Here is a 17,521-nt window from a genome sequence, read left to right on the forward strand (position 1 = left end):
TCGTCCCCACCTTCGTCGAGGCCTGCGTGCCGCCCCACCGTAGCGTGCTCCGGGCACCGGTCGGAGCCGCTCTTGCGCTTCAACGAGTGAGCGCGGGCACGGTTCCGGAACGGCGCCCACCGGCCCGGCGGCGTACGCCGGCGAACGGGCGCCCGGGCGTCCGGCCCGGTGCTCCGGCCGGGCTCAGGACCCGGCCTCCGGGTCGACGTACGGGCCGGTGACCAGCACGGTGAGCTCGTCGCCGACCCGGAGGGTGCCGAGGTGGTCGCCGGTGACGCCGGCCGGGCGCTCCGGGACCAGGTTGATCCCGAAGATCAGCTTCTGGCCGATCCGGTGGTGCCGGCCGAGCGCCCGCAGCGGCTCCGGCCCGCGTCGGACACCGCTCTCCTGGTCGGTGGTGGTGACCACGCAGCGGGCGCACAGCTTGGCCGCGCGGAAGGTCAGGCCGCCGATCGCCACCCGCCGCCAGCTCTCCTCGGCCCACGGCTCGGCCCCGTCGACCACCAGGTTGGGGCGGAAGCGCTCCATCGGCAGCGGCGCGCCCTTCACCGGATCGTCCGGGTGGTCCGCGGCGATCCGACGGTTCAGCTCGGCCAGCGAGGCGGTGGTGGTGAGCAGCAGCGGGAAGCCGTCGGCCATGCTCACGGTCTCACCCGGCAGCCGGTACTTCTCCTTGATCGGCCGGCTGGTGCGCGGCCGGTCCAGGTGCACCAGCCGGACGTCGCCGAGCCGTTCGGCGAACCAGAGCCGGGCCTCCTTGGCGGCCTCGGCCGCGCCGAAGACGGTGCCGAAGATCTCCACCTCGGCGTGCGGGTCGCCGTCCGCCACGGACGGGACGGCGATCTCGATCGCGGCGCCGTCGGGGCCGGTCATCACCAGGCCGCCGTCGGGTGCGGGGGTGGCGCGGTAGCGGGCCAGCAGCGGTTCGTCGCGCTGGGTCACCGCCCGGCCGCGGTCGTCGACCAGCATCCAACGACGGTCCCCGGCCAGGCCCCAGGGCTCGACCGCGGCGCTGCGCGGGCTCAGCCGGTAGGTGGACTTGACGGGGTACAGGTGGAGACCGGTCAGCTGCGGCATGCCCCCATCCTGCCAGCCGGCCCGGGCGGAGGTGGCGGCTCCCGGGCGGTCGTGCGGCGGCCGGGGACGCGCGGACGCGCGAGGGCCGCCCGCGCTCCGTCGTGCTGCGGAGTGCGGACGGCCCTGGAGGTCGACCTCTCGCCCTGCTCCCGACCCCGACGCCCTCGTTCGGCGGGGTTGCGGGCCGGGGCTCAGCCGGCCTGGGGGTACTGCGGGTACTGCGTCTGGCCGCCGTACTGCTGCGGCGCCGGGCGCATCGGGGCGACCGGCGCGGTGGGCCGCAGCTGGTTGCCGCCGAAGCTCTGGTCGCCGAAGCTCTGCTGCTGGGGCGCCTGGGCGAAGGAGTTCTGGCCGCCGAAGCTCTGGCCGTTGAACCCCTGGCCGCCGAAGCCCTGCGGGGCCTGGGCGAAGGTGTTCTGCCCGCCGAAGCTCTGGCCGCCGAAGCTCTGCCCGGTCTGGCTCTGGTACGACGGCGGGGCCTGCTGGAAGCTGGGCGCCGAGGCGTAGCCGGGCATCGGGGGCTGCGGCGCCGGGTACATCGCCGGGGTGGCCTGGGCCGGGACGTGGCCGGTCATCGGGGCGCTGCTCGGGCCGGGGCCCAGCGCGAGGCGGGCCGGGGGCAGCGCCGGGAGGTTGCCCGCCGGGCTGTCGAAGGAGGGCACGTAGCTGCTCTGGTAGGAGGAGCCGTAGCCACCGGTGGCCGGGGGCAGCGCCGCCGGCACGTTGATGGGGGCGATCTGCGGGACACCGCGTTCTGCGACGAGGCTGTCGTAGATGGGCGTGCCGGAGCCGAAGGACGGAGAGGGGTAGCCGACTCCGTCGTAGGAGCGGGGCGAGGTCATGGGGCATACCGTAAGCCCACAATGCGCCTGCTGAGGAGAGTGGAAGGCAGGGGAGTTCAACTGTTTACACAGTCTTCGCTCGAACAAACGGATCGAAAGTGGGAAGATCCGACATTTCGACACCCGATTTCGGCCAGACAGGGTTCCTGACGGGTAGTCGAACGTGAATCGAACGGCCGATGGCGGGTGTCCGGCGACCGATCTGCCCGGGATGCCCCGGACGGACGGGTCGTGCGTGCCCCTCCGGCCGTCGGCGCAGGCCGGCGGCCGGAGCGGCGGCGACGGTCAGTGGCTCTGCAGGGTCTGGGTCGGGAGCCCCTGGCGACCGGTGAGCTCGGTGGTGCAGTACGAGCAGCGCGACGCGGCGGCCGGAATGCGGCTCAGGCACTCCGGGCAGTCGATCTTGGCGACCGGCTCCTCGGGCCGATCGAAGCGGCTCTGCAGCTTCCCGACCGGGACCACCACGGCGAAGTAGATCACCGCGCTGACCAGCAGGAAGCTGATCAGCGCGTTCAGGAAGGCGCCGTACGGGAAGCTGGTGCCGCCGACCTCGAAGGCTTCCTTGGAGTAGTCGCCGACCGCGCCGGTGGCGACCCCGATCAGCGGGGTCAGGAAGGCCGCCACGAACCCGGTGACGACGGCGGTGAAGGCCGCGCCGATGACGATGCCGACCGCGAGGTCGACCACGTTGCCGCGCAGCAGGAAGCTGCGGAAGCCCTTGAACACCGAGTGCTCCATATCCGTGCCGGGACAGGCCCGGACCGGCCTGCCGAAGGTCCGGGCCGACCGGCCCGGCCCGCCATCCTCCCGGCTCAACAGGCCTGTGGTCCAACCGAGTTCACCTGATCCGGCTAAGCCAGGACCGGTGTTCGCGGCTCGAACGGCCGTGCCGCCGGCGCCCGTGGGCGGCCGGCGGCACGGCGTGGCCCGGCTCAGCCGGCGGCGCGCAGACGCTCCGCGTACGGCTGGATCCGCAGGACGGCCTCGGCCACCCGGCGCACCGTGGCCGCGTCCATGTGGGTCCACAGCGGCACGGTCAGCACCGAGTCCGCCAGCCGGTCGGTCACCGGCAGGTCCTCGGCCTGCCCCAGGTGCGCGTACGACTGCTGGCGCTGCACCGGGGGGTGGAAGTAGCGCCGGGTGTCGATGCCCTCGGCCTTGAGCGCGGCGGCCAGCTCGGCGGAGGACAGCCCGAAGGCGTCCGCGTCCAGGATCAGCGTCAGGTCCTTGAAGGTCGACACGTCGCCGGCCTCCGGCAGGGCGAGCCGCAGACCGGGCAGGCCGGCCACCACGGTCCTGAACTCCTCGACCAGCGCGCCCCGGTGGGCCACCCGGGCGGGCAGATCGGCCAGCCAGGCCAGGCCGACCGCGGCGTGCAGCTCGCTCATCCGGGCGTTCAGGCCGGGGAAGAGCGTGTTGTAGTCACCGGGGTTGCCGTAGTCCCGGCCGGTGCGCAGGGTCTGCGCCAGCGCCGCGTCCCGGGTGGCCACCAGACCGCCCTCACCCGCCACCGCGACCTTGGTCGGGCTCATCGAGAACACCTCGGCCAGGCCGAAGTTGCCGATCGGCACGCCCTTGCGGCGGCTGCCGAACCCGTGCGCCGAGTCGTAGACCAGCGGCACCCCGGCGGCGTCCGCGACCGCCTGGAGGTCCTCCACCTGGCAGGGCGTGCCGTAGACGTGGGTGGCCATCAGCGCGGCCGGCCGGTCGGCGGCCTTCAGCCGGGCCTCGGCGTCGGCCACGTCCAGGGTGATGTCCTGCTCGCGGGCCTCGGCGAACACGGGGGTGCCGCCGGCCCAGTGCGCGGCGTGCGCGGTGGCCGAGAAGGTGAACCCGGGCATCACCACCGGGCGGCCCTGCCCGACGCCGGCCGCCTGGAGCACCAGCATCAGGCCCGCCGTGCAGTTGGAGACCGCCACCACGTGCGGCACCTCCAGCAGTTCGGCCGCCCGCTCCTCCAGCTCGCGCACGGTGGCGCCGTTGGTGAGCTGGCCGCTGTCCAGCACCGCGCCGATGCGCTGCAGCAGCGCCTCGCGGTCCGGGACCCGCACGCGGGTCAGTGGCAGTCCGTCCGGGAAGGCCGGGGTGCCGCCGAGGGCGGCGGGACGTGCGAGGTCGGTGGTGGTCATTCGGTTCGATCCCCCCTGGGTCGAGGTGGTGAGTCCGGCCCGCCGACGCGGGCCGGGTGTTCATGAGGGACGGCGTCCGCGCCGCGCGCGCCCCACTGTCCGGGCTGCACCCGCCAGACCGGCGCCCGGGCGCGCCGGACCGGCGCGGACCGCGCCGACTCCGACCGGGGCACGGCCAGCAGCACCAGGAACAGCGGCAGCACCTGGACCCGCTCGCGGGACAGGATGCCCATGTTGTTGATGGTCGAGAACGCCCAGCAGAACAGCAGGGTGTAGACCACCGTGTAGGCGATGTACGAGCGTTGCAGGAAGAGCCGGGGCAGCTGGCGCAGGTGCGGCCAGCTCCGGATGAACATGATCAGCAGGGCGAAGCACTCCACCGACTGGATCAGGTTCTGGATGTTGGAGGCCTCGAACGGGAACGGCCGGAACAGCACGCTGATCACCGCCATCGGCAGCCCCGCCGGGTTCAGGCTGAACTGCGGGGCGGCGTCCTCCGTCGGCGCCGCGTTGATCATCGAGGATCCCTGCGAGGTCCGCCGGGAGGTCTCCGACAGCACGTGGTTGAGGCTGTCACCACTGGTGCCTTCGGTGCCGAAGAAGGTCGAGACCTGCTGCAGCATCAGCATCACACCGGCGCCCATCACCACCACCGACAGGATGGTGCGCAGCGGCCCCAGTGCGCTGACCTGCTGCGGCCGCTTGCGCAGCACGTACGCCACCGAGAGGCCGGCGCCGGCCAGCACGGTGACGTGCGGGCGGACCATCGCGGTGCCGAGCGAGCCGAGCGCGATGCAGACGAAGGCGCCGAACCGGCGGTCCAGCAGCCGGGCCACGCCGTAGGTGGTCAGGCCCAGGCACAGCATCATCCAGGCGTCCTTGCCGATGCTGGACGGCCAGAACAGCAGCGAGGGCAGGAAGAAGACCAGCTTGGCGTAGCGCCGCGAGTCGGCCTCCGGGAAGGCGATCTGCACCGCCCGCCAGAACAGCAGCAGCCCCCAGAAGCCCATCCAGGAGAACACCAGGAACCCGCCGATCAGGGTCGGCCCGGTGATCGCGTACACCACCCCGGTGACGATGATGACGAAGCCGGTGCCGGCCACCTTCATCCCCAGGTCGTAGTGGACGCCCTGGGACAGCAGGTCGGTGTTGTCCAGGTACAGCGCCAGCGCGCTGCCCTTCTGGTGGTACATCTTGGCGTCCGCCGCGCCGCCGTACAGCACGAAGGCCATCAGGTAGCGCGGGAAGGCGCAGAACAGCTTCAGGCCCATCGCCAGCATCAGCAGCTTGAAGATGCCCCGCTCGGGGTTGGCGGCCGCCACCCGGGCCAGGATCGGGGTGCCGATCGCCATCAGGGCGGGGGCGACCAGCAGCGCGCCCCAGGTGTCGTAACTGGTGTGCACCATCGCCAGCACGAACACGGTCACGTAGCCGATCACCGCGGTGACGGCCACCGCGGTGGGCCAGTGCACCCGCTCGGCGAGGGCGCGCAGGTCCGGCCGCCCGGCGGCGGCGGCCGACGGACGTGCCATCAGAAGACCTCCAGGTCGCCCAGGCTGAACCGCCAGTCGTCCAGGGTGCGTTCGGCGGGCAGCGGCCCGCTCGGGCCGCGCGCGGCCAGCGTCATCCCGGTCCGCGGCGCGGTCAGGAACCCGCCGCGCAGCGCGGCCGCGGCGGCCTCGGTGCCGGGGGCCAGGTGGGTGGCGGCGTGGTCGCAGCCGGCCGCGGCCGCCGACCGCAGCAGCCAGGCCGCGGCGTGCCGGTCGCCCGGGCGCACCAGCACGTCGGCGAGGGTGAACTCGGTGAGCGGGCCGCGCCGGCGCGGGCGCCCGAAGGCGATCCCGGCCAGCTCCCCGCCGCGCTCGCAGGTCAGCACCCGGTAGTCCAGGCCCGGGGCGTCGCCGTAGCGCCAGCGCAGGAACGACTCGGTGCGCAGGACGGCCTGCCGGGGGTCGGCCGCGTCCGCCTGCGCCCGCTCGGCGAGCAGCTCCGGCAGGCCGGCCGGCGGCCGGGCGAACCACTCGGCCGCGGTCGGCAGCTGGCAGCGCAGCGGTCGCCGGGCCGCGGCGGGCCGCCGGGTCAGCGCGGCCCGGGCGCCCAGCGCGAAGGCCGCCGGGCGGGCGATCCGCAGCGCGATCGGCACCTTGCCGACCACCCGCCAGCCCATCCGGAGGTAGCCCGGCAGGCTGTTGCCGTTCGGGGTGTTGAAGACCAGCTCGGTGTCGGGCGCGACCTGCTCCAGCAGGCCGGTGGTGAGCCGGCGGAAGATCCCCCGGCCCTGGAAGTCCGGGTGGGTGGCGGTGTCCACCGGACGGACCGCGCGGACCGTGCGCTCGCCCGCCTGCCACTGCCAGCGCAGGAACAGCCGGACGCCGGCGGCCCGGCCGTCCGCGGTCTCGGCCAGCAGCCCGGGGCTGGCCCCGAACGGGTTGTGCCGGTGTTTCCAGTCGAAGAAGTCGGCGCTGCGGGTGCCGGTCGGCCCGCCGGCCAGCGAGGCCGTGAGCAGCTCCAGCACGGCCGGCGTGTCGGCCTCGGTGAGCGGACGGACGGTCAGCTCGCCAGCAGCTGACGGCTCGTCGGACGGGGTGGTCACGGGGGTGGTCGATCCCTTCCGGTGGGCCGGGCGCTCAGCGCTCCAGCACCTGCGCGTACACCTGCTCGATGGCCTGCTGGGCCCCGGCCACGTCGAAGGATTTCGAGCGGTCCAGGGCGGCCGCGCCGAGCCGCCGGCGCAGCTGTTCGTCGGCCGTCAGCCGACCCAGGGCGCCGGCCAGCGCGACCGGATCGCCCGGCGGCACCAGGAAGCCCTGCTCCCCGTCGTCCAGCACCTCCGGCATGCCGCCGACCCTGGTGACCACGGACGGGAGCCCGCTGGTCATCGCCTCCATCAGGGCGACCGGAAGGCCCTCCTGGCGGGAGCTCAGGGTGAACACGTCCAAGCCTGCCAGCAGTGCGGGCACATCGGGGCGGGAACCGGCGAACACAACTCCTTCACCGGCCCTCGACCTCAGCTCCGCCTCCAGCGGGCCGGCTCCGATCACCACCAGCGCGGTGCCGGGCTGCTCCGCGCGCAGCCGGGCGAACGCGGCCAGCAGGGTCGCCTGGTCCTTCTTCGGCGTCAGGTTGCCCACCGTGCCGATCACCACCGCGTCCGCGGGCAGGCCGAGTTCGGCCCGCGCCGCGGCCCGGGCGGCCGGCCCGGTCGGGGCGCCCGCGAGGTCCGGACCGTGGTGCACCACGGTCACCCAGTCGGCCCCGGGCCGGCGCCGGGTGATGGTGGCCGCCACCGCGTGCGAGACCGCCACCACCGCGTCGTTGCGCCGGTAGGTGAGCGTGTTGGCCCAGCGGGTGGCCGTCCGGTAGCGCTCCCAGACGTTGTGCTCGGTGTGCACCAGCCGCGGCCCGCGCGGCCCGTACGACAGCAGCCGGGCCGCCACCGCCGGGATCGGCATGTGCGAGTGCACCAGGCCGTACCGGCGCTCGGCCAGCAACTGCCGCAGCCGCCACGGCCAGAGCGCACCGGGGGAGCCGCCCAGGCAGTGCGTGCGCACCCCCGCCGCCTCCAGGGCGGGCACCAGGGCGTCCTTCCACGGCAGCACGTACGCGACCTCGATCTCGTAGCGCGAGGTGTCCGCGTGCCGGGCGCAGTTGACCAGCAGCTGCTCGGCGCCGCCCCGGCCCAGGCCCTTGGCCAGCCAGAGCACCCTGGTCCGGCCGGGCGCGCTCACAGGTCCTCGTTCAGGCGCAGCTGCATGGTGGTCTCGGCCGGGGCCTCGGCCGCCCGCCGCCGGGCCCAGCTCGGGCCGGTCGACGGGTCCGGGTCCTCCGCCGACCGGGCCGGCGCGGCCGGCTGCGCGGCCGCGGGGGCCGGGGTGCCCGCACCCGCCGCCGGGCCGCCGGTGCGGCCACCCGGAGCGGCAACCATCCGCACCGCCTCGCGGGCCCGTCGCCCGGACGGGCCGTCGGTGCCCAGCAGCACCACGCCCGCCACCGGCACGCCGGTGCGCGAGAGCAACTCGCTGACCCGGTCGGCCTGTTCGGGCTTGACGTTGCCCGCCATCACGGTCACCAGCACCCCGTCGGCGTGCTGCACCAGGTCGTAGGCGTCGTTGGCGTGCAGCAGCGGGGAGCTGTCGATCAGCACCACGTCGGCGTGCCGCCGGGCCCGGCGCAGCACCTCGCCGGCCCGCAGCACCAGCGCCGCCGGGTACGCGTTGGTGTTGCCGCCGGTGATCAGCCGCACGCCGTCCACGTTGGTCCGGCGGATCAGGTCGTCCAGGTTGGGCAGCTGCTCACCGCTGAGCAGCTCCGCCATGCCGGGGCCGTCGCTGATCCCGAAGTGGACGTGCGCCTGCGGGCTGCGGAAGTCGCAGTCCAGCACCAGCACCTCGCGCCCGGTCTCGGCCAGCGCCGCCGCCAGGTTGGCGACCGTGGTGGTCCGGCCGTCGCCGCTGCGCCCGGACATCACCAGGATCACCGGGGAGGGTTCGGCCAGCCGCCGGGAGATCCGTTCGGCCTGCGAGATCCCGCCCTCGCCGAACTGCGCGGAGAGCGAGGCCGGCCCGGTCAGCAGCAGGGTCGAGCGCAGCGAGCGGTACGCCTCGGCGCCCGGGTCGGACGGCCGGGCCACCACCAGCGGCTCGCGGGTGCGCCGCAGCCGGCGCGACAGCAGCGGCACCTCGCCGATCACCGGCAGGTTGAACGCCTCCTCGGTGCTGTTGCGCCCGCGCAGCCGGGTGTCCATCCGGCTGAGCATCAGCGCGGCCACCACGCCGAGCGCCAGGCCCAGCACCACGGCCAGGGTGAGCCGCAGGCCCCGGCTGGGGGAGCTGAGCAGGCTGCCGCCGGTCTCCTTGGCGTCGATCGAACCCCACTGCTGGATGGCGTCGGTCTGCGAGGTGGAGCGCAGCGTGGTGATCCGCTTCAGCGTCTCGCTCAGCTCGTTGGTGGCCGCGTCCAGCTGCGGCTTCAGCCGGGCCTGGTCCGCGCCGCTCGCCTTGGAGGAGGCCCGCTGCAGGTCGTCGATCTGCGCCTGCTGGGTCTTCAGCTGCTCCTGCGCCCGCTTGATCTGCTCGTCGGCGCTCTTCTGGGTCTCGGCGCTGTAGCCGTCGACGGTGGCGCTCGCCAGCGCCCCGGCCAGGTCCATGCAGGACTGCTGGGTCGGCCCGGTGGTCGAGAAGACCAGCATCTGCGGGCCGGCGGCGGTGACCGTGCGGCGGCCGGCGACCGACGCGGTCGGCAGGTTGAGCTTCTTGGCCGCCGCGTTGGCGACCTCCGAGCCCTGGGCGTACGACAGCACCTGGTCGGCCTTGACCACGTCGCCGGAGCCGGCGACCGGCGTTATGGCTGCTTTGCACTGCCACTTGGCCGTGTCCACGGCGTCACTGGCCGGGGTGAGCAGGAAGCCCACCAGCAGGGCGGCCGCGGTGCAACCGGCCAGCAGTCGCCAGTAGCGGCGCAGGACGGTGAAGTGGTTAGCCGGTTCCACCGGTTGGATCCCCTCGCGTTCGTGGTGCAGGCGCCTGGCGTGGCGGTCGGCCCGCACCCGCCAGGCATCGGCGGCGCGCACTGGTGCGGGCCAGCCCGGCGAGCCGGGCGGTTGGTGACTCGGGTCAGCCCGTCGGGCGTAACGCCGGGGCGGGGTGGGCGGGTTCCGCGGTCGGGCGGCGCAACGGCTCCGGCCGCGAGACGCCGTCCGGTGACGGGACTCGCGGCTGCTGGCGCGGAATCGGCTGTGGTGTCATCAGCCCCCCTGACGGCATCGCCCCACCCGGGCGTGGTCGGCCCGGAGCGTACCCGGCACCGTCCCCCCGACGATCCACAGGCCCCCGACAGTGATGCTTGTCGTCCCGGACCTGCGGCGCAAGCGTTTTCACCATTCTGACGCAGGCCGTTACGGGAAGCTTGGGCCGGGCTCGGCGGTTGCTGCCGCTATGTCCGGTAATCGACGGGGTGTCAGGGTGTGCGCCGGTGCAGCGAACGCTCGTAGAACTCCACCATCCGCGCCGACACGTGCTGCAGGGTGAAACTGGTCAGGAAGCGAGCCCGGGCGGCCTTCACCCGCACCGCGGCGGCGGCCGCGTCGTCCAGCGTGTCGACCAGCGCGGCGGCCAGTTCGGCCGGGCGCTCCGGCGGCACCAGCGCCGCGTAGTCCTCCGACCCGACAGTCTCCCGCAGCGCCGGGACGTCCGCGCAGACCAGCGGCACCCCGACGCCCATCGCCTCCATCGCGGCGCTGCCCAGGCCCTCCCAGCGGGACGGCACGGCGAACGCGTCGGCGGCGGCCATCAGGTCGAACACGTCGCCGCGGGCCCCGAGGAAGACCACCTGCCCGGCCTCCTCCGCCAGCCGTCTCAGCCGCGGCGTCTCCGCGCCCTCGCTGCCGGCCAGCAGCAGCACCGCCTCCGGGGAGTGCCGGCGCACGGCGGGCCACGCCTCCAGCAGCACGTCCAGGCCCTTCTGGTACTGCTGGCGGGCCGCCGCCAGCACCACCGGGACGTCCTGCGGCAGCTCCAGCGCGGCCCGGACCGCCGCCCGCCGCTCCGGGGTCACCGACCCCAGCAGCTGCGGGTCCCGGCCGCGCGGAACCACGTCGATCCGCTCCCGCGAGACCCGCAGCCGGCCGGCCATCGCCTGCGCCACGTGCTCGGTCAGCGCGTGGAACCGGCGGGTGCCCTGCGCGGTCACCGCGTCCACGGCCTGCGCCGCCCGCACCTTCCACGGGTTCAGCCCGCGGGCGTGCAGGTGCTCCGGCCCGTACGAGGAGTTGACCAGGCTGGACACCACCGGGGTGCCGGCCGACAGCGCCGCCGCCCGGCCCAGCACGTCCGACTCGTAGAGCGTGGTGTGCACCAGCTCCGGGCGCCGCTCGCGGACCAGCGCCCGCAGCCCGGCCACCCGCCCCGCCCGGCCCGGCCGGTGCACGCCGAACACCGTCGCCCCGGCCGCGGCCAGCTCCGGCTGGAAACCGCCCGGGGACTCCTTCAGGTACGCCACGTCGAGCCGGACACCGGCCCGGACCAGCTGGGGCGCCATCGCCACCAGCCCCTGTTCGGCACCGCCGACCCGGCTGACGCTGTCGATCACATAGAGCACATGCACAGCCGCAACCCCCCGGGGGAACCCCTGGGCGCCGCCGACCTCCCTGCCGACCGCGCCTGACTGCGGCTCAGCATTCCAGGCCGGAAGGGGTGTCCGCCAGGGAATCGGCGAGGTCGCGCTCCGGATCGCTGCCGATCGGATGCCGGGCACCGCGCCCGCACCCCGCCCCGGGGCACCCCGCATCGGCGAAAGCGGCTGCGCGCCCGCCCGCCGCTGTGCCAGGGTCGAGCCCATGTCAGCCCCCGTGCCGGCGCCGCCGCGCGTCCTCCACCTGATCACCGACCCCCGGCACCGGGGCGCCCAGAACCTCGCCCGCGACCTGCACGCGGAACTGCTGCGGCGCGGCCGGCCGTCCGCCCTGCGCTCGCTGCAGCCGCACCCGGACGCGCCCGCCGGGCACGACGCCCCGGTGCTCGGCCCGTCCCGCCACCACCCCGCCACCCTGCGCGCGCTGCGGGCCGCCGCCCGCTCCGCCGACGTGGTGGTCGCGCACGGCTCCAGCACCCTCCAGGCCTGCGCGCTCGGCCTGCTCGGCACCGGCACCCCGTTCGTCTACGTCAACATCGGCGACCCCCGGCACTGGACCGCGAGCTGGTCCCGGCGCCTGCGGGTGGGCGCCTTCCTGCACCGCGCCGCCGCCGTCTCGGCGATCTCCGACGGCGCCCGGCAGGTCCTGCTGGAGCGCTTCCGGCTGCCCGCCGCCCGGGTGCGCACCATCCCCAACAGCCGTCCCGCCGACGGGTTCGCGCCCGCCGCCGACCAGGCGCAGCGCCGCGCCGCCCGGGCCGAGCTGGGGCTGCCGGCGCACGGTCTGCTGGTCGCCTGGATCGGGGCGCTGGCCACCGAGAAGCGCCCCAACCTGGCCCTGGAGGCGCTCGCCCTGCTGCCCGACGTGCACCTGGCGGTGGCCGGCGACGGCCCGCTGCGCGAGCGCACCGAGGCCGCGGACACCACCGGCCGGGCGCACTTCCTCGGCCGGCTCGCCGACCCGGCCCCGCTCTACCGGGCCGCCGACGCCCTGCTGCTGAGCAGCGACAGCGAGGGCGTGCCCGGCGTCCTGATCGAGGCCGCGCTGGCCGGCCTGCCCGCCGTCACCACCGACGTGGGCTGGGTCCGGGACGTGGTCCTGGACGGGGTCACCGGCGCCGTCGTCCCGCCCGGCGACCCGGCCGCGCTGGCCGAGGCGCTCGGCACGGTGCTGGCCGGCGACCGGGCCGGCCTCGGCGCGGCGGCCCGCCGCCACGCGCTGGACCGGTTCGACCTGGCCGGCGCCACCGACCGCTGGCAGCAACTGCTGGACCAGGTCGCCCGGCGCTCCTGAGCCCGCGGGCCGGCGGGCACGGCCCGCCGTTACCTGATCCGGTGGCCCGGCTGCTCCGATCGGGTGATCGGTCCGTGTCCGGAGCAGCCCTCCCGCCGGACGGCTGGCAGGCTGCCGGGCGTGAACACGCTGCTCCGCTCCGCCGTCCTGCTCGCCGTCTCCGCCGGGCTGCTCGGCGCACCCACCGCCGCCGCCGTGCCCGACCACCCGCGCGAGGGCGCGCTCGCCGCCCGCCCCGGCCTGCCCCAGCCGCTGCGGGTCTCGGCGCCGCACGAGGCGGTGGAGTTCTTCTGGTACGACTGCTCGCACTCGGCCCGGCTCGAGGAGCCGCTGGAGCAGTGGGCGGCCCGGCACACCGGCGAGGTGACGCTGCGGCGGATCCCGGCGATCTGGACCGGCGGGCCCGACGAGCAGGTGCAGACGGCGCACGCCAGGCTCTACTACACCCTGGAGCGCCTCGGCGCGGTCGACCGGTTGCAGCGCCGGGTGTTCACCGCGGTCCACACCGAGCACACCGATCTGACCACCGAGGACGGCGCCGCGGCCTGGGCCGCCGCGCAGGGGCTGGCCGAGCACGACTTCCGGCTCGCCTACCGCTCCGCCGAGGTCGACCGGGCGGTGGCCGCCGTCCCCGGCCTGTTCGCCCGGTACGCGGTGGACGAACTGCCCACCGTGATCGTGGACGGCCGTGACCGCACCACCCCCGTCCGGGCCGGCGGGGTCGAAGGGATGCCCGCCGAGCTGGACCGACTGATCGAACAGCCGTGACCGTCTGACCAGGGTCACCTTCACCGAACCACCCACCGCCGTGCACACTCTGTGCCATTGTGGACATCGAGGCCGCGCCGTCCGTTTCGCGCGGCCGTTCACATCGGCACCGGAGAGGGCGGGAGTCCGTGGGGGGACAACGCGCGCAGGTCATCGACGAGCGCGGAAGCCAGACCGAGAGCAGAGCGGCGGCCCTCGCGGCCGGCCCGCCGCCGGACCTGGTGTTCAAACGTCGGCTCCGGCCCGGACAGGTGGCCAAGGAGCTGTGGGGGGCAAGGGAGTTGGTGCGCGCCCTCGCCGAGCGGGACCTGCGCGCCCGGTACAAGCAGGCGGTTCTCGGCTTCGCGTGGGCGGTGCTCACCCCGCTGGCGCTCTGCGCCATCTTCACGCTGGTCTTCCACCGTGCGGTGAAGATCGAGACCGGTGACGTTCCGTACCCGCTCTTCGCCTACGTGGGCCTGATCGTCTGGCAGTTCTTCAGCAACACCATGAACCAGGGCGCCGTCAGCCTGGCCAACAACCTCAGCCTGCTGAACAAGGTCTACTGCCCGCGCGAGGTCTTCCCGCTGGCGACCATGCTGGTGGCGAGCGTCGACATGCTGATCGGCATCGGCGTGCTCGGCCTGCTCTTCCTGGTGAGCTGGACGGCCCCGGCCGCCACCTTCCTGTGGGTGCTCCCGCTGGTGGTGGTCCAACTCGCCTTCACCTACGGGGTGGCGCTGGTCCTCGCGGTCGCCGTGGTCTACCTCCGCGACGTCCGGCACCTGCTGCCGATCATCACCCAGATGGGCGTCTTCGCCACCCCGGTCGCCTACCCGCTGGACCGGATCCCGCTGCAACTGCAGGAGATCTACTGCGGGATCAACCCGCTCGGCGCGGTCATCGAGGGGTACCGCCGGGCCCTGCTCTACGGCCAGGCCCCGGACCTGCGGCTGACCCTGATCGCCGCGGCGAGCGCCGTGGTCTACCTGGTCGGCGGCTACCTGGTGTTCAAGAAGCTCGAGACGGGGATCGCCGATGTCGCGTGAGTGGGAGCTGGGCACCATCCGCACCGAGCAGGTGTGGAAGCGCTTCAAGGCCGACCAGCAGCGGATGCTGCTGCGCGACCGGGTGGAGCAGCTGGCCCGCAAGCTGCGCGGCGGCCGCGGCGAGGACTGGCGCTGGGCGCTGCGCGACATCAACCTGCACATCGAGCCCGGCGAGTCGGTCGGCCTGATCGGCTCCAACGGTTCCGGCAAGTCGACCCTGCTCAAGATGCTGACCAGGGTGATGTACCCGTACGCCGGCGTGATCGACGTGCGCGGGCGGATCGGCGCGCTGATCGAGATCCGGGCCGGCATCCACCCCGACCTCACCGGCCGGGAGAACATCTACCTGTTCGGCGCGCTGCTCGGCCTCAAGCGCCGGGAGGTGGCCGGCCGGTTCGACGACATCGTGGAGTTCGCCCGGCTCGGCGGCGCGATCGACCGGCAGGTGAAGTTCTACTCCTCGGGCATGCAGATGCGGCTCGGCTTCGCGGTCGCCGCGTACCTGGAGCCGCACGTGCTGCTGGTCGACGAGGTGCTCGCGGTCGGCGACGCGGTCTTCCAGCAGCGCTGCCTGGACCGGATGCGCGAGGTCGCCGAACAGGGCACCACCATCGTGTTCGTCTCGCACGACCTGCCCGCCGTCCAGTCGATCTGCCGCCGCGGCATCTGGCTGGAGCAGGGCACCGTCCGGGTGGACGCCGGGATCAAGGACGCGCTGGCCGGGTACCGGGACTCGATCGAGGCCCAGTCCGAGGCGTCCACCCGCACCGACGAGCCGATCCAGCTGCTCAAGCACGCGATCCGCGGCGAGGGCCGGGAGAACCTCACCACCGACGAGCAGATGACCGTCGAGCTGACCCTGGCGGGGGACTACCGCGGCGACGCCACCCTGCACCTGGGCGTCAGCGAGGGCACCTCCAGCCCGATCTTCCAGATCAGCCACGAGGTCCGGCTCACCGGCGACGAGCGGCAGATCGCCTGCGTGATCCCGCGGCTGCCGGTGCCGCGCGGCCGGTACACCCTGTGGGCCGGCGTCTACAGCATCGGCAAGACCGACGGCGGCACCCTGATGAGCTGGCACTCGGTCGGCCAGTTCGACGTGTTCGGCCCGATGCTCGACACCCCGCCGCGTGCCGTGGTGCTGGCCGCGCCGGTGTTCGTCCCGCACCAGTGGGAGGAATGAGGGTGAGAGCAGTCCGGGTGTTGGTGCACCTGAACAACCTGGCGCTGGGCGGTGCCCAGCTCAACGCGGTGGACATCGCCCGGACGCTGCGCGCTCGAGGCCACGACCCGGTGCTGTTCGCGCAGGGCGTGGCCGGGCCGGCGCCGCTGGTCGACGTGGCCGCGGGGCACGGGTTGGAGGTCGTGGTGGCCGGCGACCCGGACACCCCGCACCGCGAGGTGCGCCGCCGGCTCGGCAGGCTCGCCGCCGAGCACGGCACCGAAGTGCTGCACGCCTGGGAGGTGCGGGCCGCCCGCAACTCCTTCTTCGGGCCGGGCCGGCTCGGCCGGATCCCGGTGGTCACCACCTTCTACGGCATCCGGATGCTGCGCGGCCTGCCCAGGCACCAGCCGCTGGTGCTCGGGCTCGGCGCGCTGATGGGCGACGGCCGGGCCTTCGGGCACCACGACGTCCGGCTGATCGAGCCGCCGGTCAACACCGGCACCGACGCGCCGGGCGTGGTGGACGGCGCCGCCTTCCGCCACCGGCACGGTGTCGCCGACGACGAGTTGCTGCTCGCCATCGTCACCCGGCTGGTGCCGGACCTGGAGAAGGACGCCGGCGCCGCGCTGACCTTGGAGGCGGTCCGGCTGCTGGACGACCCGAGGATCCGGCTGGCCGTCGTCGGCACCGGCCCCAGCCTGGACCGGCTCCGCGCCCAGGCGGCCTCGGTCAACCGGGAGCTCGGGCGGGAGGCCGTCCTGGTCCCCGGCCAGCTGGCCGACCCGCGGCCGGCCTACCAGGGCGCCGACCTGGTGCTCGGCATGGGCGGCTCCGCGCTGCGCGGACTGGCCTTCGCCAAGCCGGTCATCGTGCACGGCGCCGCCGGCTACACCGCCGTCCACGAGCCGGGCCCGCTGGTCGAACCGCACGCCTCCCGCTGCATGTACGGCTTCGGCGACGGCTCCCGCTCCCCGAAGGCGCTGGCCGGGCAGATCCAGCAGCTGCTGGACGACCCGCGCCGCCGGGCCGAACTCGGCGCCTGGGGACGGGAGTGGGTGGTCGGCCGGTTCTCGCTGGAGAGCGTGACCACCGCCTTCGAGCAGATCTACCTGGAGGTGCTCGGCGCCCGCTCCGGCCGCGCCCGCTGGTGGCGCGACCTCGAACAGATGGCCCGCTACGAGTACACCAAGCCGACCGCGCTGCGCCTGTTCGGGCGCTGACCTGTTCGGACGCCGACCAGTTCGGACGCTGACCTGTTCGGACGCCGACCGCCCCGCGCCGGGCCCCTTCGAACCTGGGGGCCCGGCGCGCCGGCGTCCGGGCCGCTACGGGTGCGCCGCCGAGCGGCGGAGCACCAGCGTGACGAACCCGAACACGCCCCGGTAGCCGTCCAGCCACTCGTCCCGATGCCGGCCCGCCACCCGCAGCGCCTCCGCGCTGCCCGGATCCTCCGGATGGTCCAGCGCCCACTCGGCGAGCGAACCGGTCCAGGCGAACTCGTACTCGTCCAACTCCGCCGCGCTGCTGGCGTGTCCGTACACCGGTGTCCAGCCCTCGGCCGTCACCCGGGCCACCGTGCCGCTCAGGTCGGCGAAGCCGTCGCCGAAGATCTCCAGCGACGCCCGGTCGGGCTCGGCCTGCCAGTAGCCCTCGCCGACCACCGCCACCCCGCCGGGGGCGAGCAGCGGGCGGATCGCCCCCAGGGTCGGCACGAGGCCGCCGAAGGCATGGGTCGAACCGATGCAGAGCACCGCGTCGAACGGCTCCTTCGCCTCGAACTCCCGGGCGTCCTGGTGGTGCAGGCCGATCCGCCGGGTCAGGCCGAGCCGGTCGGCGCCCTCCCTGGCCCGGGTCAGGCCCTCGGCGTCGAGGTCCACCCCGACCGCCCGCAGCGCGGGCCGCGCGGCGAGCGCCCGCAGCAGCCAGGCACCCTCCCCGCAGCCGAGGTCCAGCAGCCGTTCGGCCCGTTCGGGCAGCGCCCGCGCCAGCAGCCGTTCGACGGACCCGTCGAAAAGCGGTGCGGCGACGGGGTGGTGGCGGTGCGCGATCCGCGAGATCAGGTGGCGTTCCATCGGCCCATGATGGCGCCT

Annotated in this window: 15 protein-coding genes; 5 read left to right on the plus strand and 10 right to left on the minus strand. The window is 74.6% G+C overall.

Features of this window, described 5'->3' with window-relative positions; all coding sequences use genetic code 11:
• Positions 1-183 precede the first annotated feature (183 nt).
• The 9 genes from ABT014_RS24485 to ABT014_RS24525 all read right to left on the minus strand — a co-directional run bounded on the left by ABT014_RS24485 (position 184) and on the right by ABT014_RS24525 (position 11,134).
• Complete coding sequence (locus ABT014_RS24485; protein WP_350641219.1) at positions 184-1,077, minus strand: MOSC domain-containing protein; 894 nt, start codon at positions 1,075-1,077, stop codon at positions 184-186.
• A gap of 191 nt (positions 1,078-1,268) precedes the next feature.
• Positions 1,269-1,919, minus strand: a complete 651-nt coding sequence (locus ABT014_RS24490) for a DUF6643 family protein (protein WP_350641221.1) — start codon at positions 1,917-1,919, stop codon at positions 1,269-1,271.
• Positions 1,920-2,204: 285 nt separating this feature from the next.
• Positions 2,205-2,645, minus strand: a complete 441-nt coding sequence (gene mscL, locus ABT014_RS24495; protein ID WP_350641224.1) for a large conductance mechanosensitive channel protein MscL — start codon at positions 2,643-2,645, stop codon at positions 2,205-2,207.
• Positions 2,646-2,851: 206 nt separating this feature from the next.
• Positions 2,852-4,048, minus strand: a complete 1,197-nt coding sequence (locus ABT014_RS24500) for a DegT/DnrJ/EryC1/StrS family aminotransferase (protein ID WP_350641226.1) — start codon at positions 4,046-4,048, stop codon at positions 2,852-2,854.
• Positions 4,045-5,580 (minus strand): hypothetical protein, encoded by a 1,536-nt coding sequence (locus ABT014_RS24505; RefSeq protein ID WP_350641228.1) that lies wholly within the window; start codon positions 5,578-5,580, stop codon positions 4,045-4,047. Before ABT014_RS24505 ends, ABT014_RS24500 begins: the two co-directional genes overlap by 4 nt.
• Positions 5,580-6,641, minus strand: a complete 1,062-nt coding sequence (locus tag ABT014_RS24510; RefSeq protein WP_350641230.1) for a GNAT family N-acetyltransferase — start codon at positions 6,639-6,641, stop codon at positions 5,580-5,582. Before ABT014_RS24510 ends, ABT014_RS24505 begins: the two co-directional genes overlap by 1 nt.
• 34 nt (positions 6,642-6,675) lie before the next feature.
• Positions 6,676-7,776 (minus strand): glycosyltransferase, encoded by a 1,101-nt coding sequence (locus tag ABT014_RS24515; protein WP_350641232.1) that lies wholly within the window; start codon positions 7,774-7,776, stop codon positions 6,676-6,678.
• Positions 7,773-9,536, minus strand: coding sequence for a nucleotide-binding protein (locus ABT014_RS24520; RefSeq protein WP_350641234.1), 1,764 nt, complete (start codon positions 9,534-9,536; stop codon positions 7,773-7,775). Before ABT014_RS24520 ends, ABT014_RS24515 begins: the two co-directional genes overlap by 4 nt.
• Before the next feature lie 467 nt (positions 9,537-10,003).
• Positions 10,004-11,134, minus strand: a complete 1,131-nt coding sequence (locus tag ABT014_RS24525; RefSeq protein ID WP_350641236.1) for a glycosyltransferase family 4 protein — start codon at positions 11,132-11,134, stop codon at positions 10,004-10,006.
• A gap of 247 nt (positions 11,135-11,381) precedes the next feature.
• Between ABT014_RS24525 and ABT014_RS24530 the strand changes: the two genes are divergently transcribed.
• The 5 genes from ABT014_RS24530 (at position 11,382) to ABT014_RS24550 (ending at position 16,651) form a co-directional block, all read left to right on the plus strand.
• On the plus strand, positions 11,382-12,470 hold the full coding sequence (locus ABT014_RS24530) for a glycosyltransferase family 4 protein (protein WP_350641238.1): 1,089 nt from the start codon (positions 11,382-11,384) through the stop codon (positions 12,468-12,470).
• Between the two features lie 120 nt (positions 12,471-12,590).
• Positions 12,591-13,238 carry a thiol:disulfide interchange protein DsbA/DsbL gene (locus ABT014_RS24535; protein WP_350641240.1) on the plus strand — a complete coding sequence of 216 codons (648 nt, stop codon included), beginning with the start codon at positions 12,591-12,593 and terminating at the stop codon, positions 13,236-13,238.
• Between the two features lie 128 nt (positions 13,239-13,366).
• Positions 13,367-14,266 carry an ABC transporter permease gene (locus ABT014_RS24540; RefSeq protein ID WP_350641242.1) on the plus strand — a complete coding sequence of 300 codons (900 nt, stop codon included), beginning with the start codon at positions 13,367-13,369 and terminating at the stop codon, positions 14,264-14,266.
• Positions 14,256-15,449 carry an ABC transporter ATP-binding protein gene (locus ABT014_RS24545; protein WP_350641244.1) on the plus strand — a complete coding sequence of 398 codons (1,194 nt, stop codon included), beginning with the start codon at positions 14,256-14,258 and terminating at the stop codon, positions 15,447-15,449. The genes ABT014_RS24540 and ABT014_RS24545 overlap by 11 nt, the downstream gene beginning before the upstream one ends.
• Before the next feature lie 2 nt (positions 15,450-15,451).
• Positions 15,452-16,651 carry a glycosyltransferase family 4 protein gene (locus ABT014_RS24550; protein ID WP_350641247.1) on the plus strand — a complete coding sequence of 400 codons (1,200 nt, stop codon included), beginning with the start codon at positions 15,452-15,454 and terminating at the stop codon, positions 16,649-16,651.
• A gap of 105 nt (positions 16,652-16,756) precedes the next feature.
• On the opposite strand, the gene ABT014_RS24555 is transcribed toward ABT014_RS24550, so the two are convergent.
• The gene (locus ABT014_RS24555; RefSeq protein ID WP_350641249.1) at positions 16,757-17,503 is read right to left on the minus strand and encodes an SAM-dependent methyltransferase; all 747 of its coding nucleotides are present in this window, start codon (positions 17,501-17,503) and stop codon (positions 16,757-16,759) included.
• Positions 17,504-17,521 lie beyond the last annotated feature (18 nt).

The organism is Kitasatospora sp. NPDC094015, assembly GCF_040304075.1.
In the GTDB taxonomy this organism is placed as follows: Bacteria; Actinomycetota; Actinomycetes; order Streptomycetales; family Streptomycetaceae; genus Kitasatospora.